The 3,674-nt window shown below is 66.1% G+C and carries 5 protein-coding genes; 1 reads left to right on the forward strand and 4 read right to left on the reverse strand.

Annotation, left to right across the window (positions count from 1 at the left end):
- A partial coding sequence (locus OXU42_08645) for a hypothetical protein (GenBank protein MDE0029450.1) occupies nucleotides 1-258 on the forward strand: 258 nt, incomplete at its 5' end.
- A 355-nt stretch (nucleotides 259-613) separates the two neighbouring features.
- Here OXU42_08645 and OXU42_08650 read toward each other — a convergent pair.
- The 4 genes from OXU42_08650 to OXU42_08665 form a co-directional block, all read right to left on the reverse strand.
- The gene (locus OXU42_08650; protein MDE0029451.1) at nucleotides 614-1,321 is read right to left on the reverse strand and encodes a hypothetical protein; all 708 of its coding nucleotides are present in this window, start codon (nucleotides 1,319-1,321) and stop codon (nucleotides 614-616) included.
- A 584-nt stretch (nucleotides 1,322-1,905) separates the two neighbouring features.
- On the reverse strand, nucleotides 1,906-2,178 hold the full coding sequence (locus tag OXU42_08655) for a hypothetical protein (protein MDE0029452.1): 273 nt from the start codon (nucleotides 2,176-2,178) through the stop codon (nucleotides 1,906-1,908).
- A 132-nt stretch (nucleotides 2,179-2,310) separates the two neighbouring features.
- A complete protein-coding gene (locus OXU42_08660) occupies nucleotides 2,311-2,838 on the reverse strand; it encodes a hypothetical protein (protein MDE0029453.1) in 528 nt (175 codons plus the stop codon).
- A gap of 520 nt (nucleotides 2,839-3,358) precedes the next feature.
- A partial coding sequence (locus tag OXU42_08665; protein ID MDE0029454.1) for a pyridoxamine 5'-phosphate oxidase family protein occupies nucleotides 3,359-3,674 on the reverse strand: 316 nt, incomplete at its 5' end.

Below are 3,674 nucleotides of genomic sequence, written 5' to 3' on the forward strand. Positions count from 1 at the left end.
GGGACCGCTTTCGAACATGGAGCCCTATTCGGGGCAGTAGTGGTGAACCACGAGATGAGGAAGGAGCTACTGAGACACCGGGAGTACCCCGGCGATCAAGAATGCGCAAAGCGACTCGCAACGTTCCACAGCCGGCACATGGAAACGTTGGCGGAAGAATTCGAGAATCAACTGAAAGTGGACCGCGTCGGAAAACTCGTCAGAGGAACACTCGTCAAGGCCAAGAAGGCGATACGCCTGACACGGATGTGGGAATAGCGGACGGCTGTCAGCCACGCCTCGGTGCGCATGGTGCCGTCGACGAAGGCGACACGGCGGGGAACGGTCCGCATCGGGCGGCTGGCGCGTCACGAACGCCCCGCCGTCCTCGACCAGCTCGCACTCGACGGCGTGGGGCGAGTCGTCCGACGCGTTTGGAAGCCGGCCCGTCGAGCTGGGGGCGGACTCTGGTAGTGAGAAGATGGCGGCCTGCGCACGCCGGCGACCATCTCCCGGTTTCGACTGTCGCCGGCCACCCGGCCGGCGTCGGGCGGCAAGTCGAGGCAGCGGGCGAAGACGGCGGTGTTCATCCGGAATGAGGCGTGTGAGGGGTTGTCGACGATTCGCCTGGACGCTACGGCGCCGCGCGGTCGGTGACAACCCGAGCGGCCGGGTCGGTCGGCACGGCGGGCGTGCTCGTAGTACCCGCCGGCGGTTGTGAGTGGCAGCGGGGAAATACGGTTGGCTTCCACACGGGAAGGTCTTTGCACATCGTGACCATGAGACCAAGCAAGTTCAGAAAAACGTATGCCAGATAAAGCGTCGACTCCCGAGCTCTAAGGGAATCGATACGCAGCTCTGTAGAACCAACGTCTGAGGCAAGCTGATTTATGGTCGATTGCGATAGCAGGCGCCGCTCGTCAATTTCAGCTCTCAGACTTGCGTAGCCGTTTAGATCGCCAGCGAGAAGGGCGGCGTAGAGCCTTTGAATCTCTTCTGGTGGTTCATCGGGCACAGCTTCACCGGAAGCAGCCGACATGGCAAGAACTGCTCCCTGGAGTTGGGCTGCTGTTTGCTGTAGTAGCACGGGCAACGCCTCCGTGTCGGAACGTTGCGCCAACGCCATCGCTAGGAAAACATCGGCCGCCGTGGATCTCTGGTCTGCCAGGCGATGACTACTCCATAGTGTGTCACTTCTGTTCCGCATCTCTGCGACCTCGGATGTCGCCGCGGTGATGCGGGTGCGGGTCTGATGGAGCAAGGTGGCACTCGTAATCGTCGCGATGATCGCGATCAGGGCGCCGGTGAGCCCAACAGCCCATGATGGGATTTTGGATACCATGGGTGAAATCCTCTCAAGCGGCAGTCGAAGCGAACCGCCGCTGGATATCCCAGTCGATGGGGTTAGCGGGTACCGTTCGCGGGGGTTGGGGCTCCTTGGACGGGCGGAACGTGAACTGGGCGATCTCGTTGTAGCTGCAGAAGGCTCCTGTTAGCTGCGCCGCGCCATGGACTATCCTGCTCGCATCGAGGCCAAACTGAGCACGCGCGTTTGCCAGGTTCATGGCCGCTCCTTCAGACTGATTCTTCTGTTCGAGATTCCGAAGGTCGGTCCGACGGCCGCGAGCACCGTGCCGACCATCCAGCGGATGAGCCGGGTTTCGAGGCTCGCAATCTCGGTGCGCACGCCGGCTGCGACCAAGAGTTCGCCATTGCGTCACTTGGCTCTGGGCGGGACCGGTCGCCCTTTCGGTCGGTCGGCGGCGCCGGCCCACGCGAGCCATGCCGGGGTCCACCCGCTCGACGCCATCGGGGTAGGTGACGACGGCCAAGCCCCCGCGCATCGCCGTCGCCGTCCCGGTACGGCCGGACAGGTCCCGCACCTTCACGCCGCCGGCGGCCGCCCTGATCAACCGCTGCAGAACTTCACCGTCCACCGGTATCGCTGCTGTCCCCGTCGTCCACGTGGCCGCGGGAATGCTCCTCCATCTCGATGCGCGCCGCTGCCAGCTGCAGGGCGCTGCTCACTTCACGGGCTCCCTCGGCCGTGAGTCTGGCCTCCCAGACAGGCTCACCGCCGCCCGGCGCCGGGATCTTCGTGCCGACGCGGATAGACAGCTCGCCCAGCTCCATCCGCACGATGAACGACCGGACCCGCCCTTCCCTGGCGTCCGGCACCTCGACGTTGATCGGTCTCATTGACTTCTCGTCTCCCGCGCGCCTGTCAGTCCCGACCGAACCCCCGCGTCAACTCAACGTTGACGGCGTCGAGGTCGACGTCGAGGACGCTCTCGAGGAGCTCGGCGGTCCGGGTCTACGCTCGGTTGGCAGCTACGCCGCACGGTCACGAAGGCCGTGGCGGACACGACGCACCGCCGCAACGGCGGCAAGAGCAATCACCAGCAACAGACAGGCCGAAACCGTGTACCCCTTCGATAGGGTGAACCACGAGGCGACGGCCACCTGCCCGGCGGACACGTCCGGATAGCGAGTCAGCATGAGGACAACCTGGACGTTCTCGCACAGATCGAGCACTCCTGCCGCGACCGGCAGACAGGTCAGACTCCAGAGCCGTTCCGTTGGTCGGAACCGGTAGACGAGTCCGGCCAGGAAGCTGACGTACGCGAACGGCAGCAACGCGTCCAACGTGAGGCTGGACCACGCGTACACCTGCCGCCCGCGCTCACCGTAGCTCTCCATCGCGGCGACAGCCTCGGCATAGGTGTAGCCTGTCTTCACGTCGAGCATTTCGCCGGCGATGGGCAGAGCGGGGAACACCACGACGAGCAGCACCAGCGTCGCGACCAGCGTGGCGCTGAGAGCCGGCGTTCTGCTGGCGGACTCGACGTACTTCCTCATGCCTCTTCGCCTCCGGTACCGGCGGCGACCCGGGCCGCTCCCCGAAGACCGGGGCGACGGGTCGAACGGCCTGCGCCTTGGTGCTTCAGTCTATCGGACTGCCCGGCTCGCTTGCTAGGATCACCGGGGCGGACGGCGCGGTCCCGCCCCGATGCTGTTGCCGCGGTCGGGGCCAGACACGGAGTCCGGCCCGCCTCGCCGGCGAGCCGACCCGGGCCGGGGAACGGACGGCCCAAGGTCCCGCGGACTACCGGCGGACGGGCCCGGCGATCGTGGCCGAGGGACCAGGCACGGTCGTCGACATCTCGACATCAGGGTTCGGGGCTGAGCGGCCCGATCGCGGGAGCGCGGTGCGCTCCGGAGAGCGTTACGGCGCGAGGCCGTCCCGGCTGCCCGCGTGGCGACGCCCGGCACCGAACGACGAAGTGCCGAGCGTCAGTGGCCGGCTGCGTCGCGCTGGTTGACCGAGAAGCAGACGCGGCCGATGCGCGACCAGTAGATCGCGCCCCGCGTCATCACGTCAGTACAACTCCGTCCGGGCGCTCTCTTCCTCGCCCGCGTCGATCTCGGCAGCGTCAGCCCCGGCGATCTGGTCCGCCAGGACCCGGCCGTACGTCGGGAAGCAGGAGCGCTCAACTTGCGCGTCCGCCTCCCAGAGTCGAGCTCGAATCAACGCCTTGGCGCAGTGCAGGAACGCTTCCTCCACCGTCACCTTGAGGACGCAGATAGGCAGCTTGCCCTTGATGGCCAGCGGCAGCAGCAGCTCCGCTTCCGTGGACATCTCAGCCCGCCCGTTGACCCGCAACGTCTCCGTCAGGCCCGGCACGAAGAACACC

It is taken from the genome of Deltaproteobacteria bacterium (assembly GCA_028818775.1).
In the GTDB taxonomy this organism is placed as follows: domain Bacteria; phylum Desulfobacterota; class Binatia; order UBA9968; family JAJDTQ01; genus JAJDTQ01.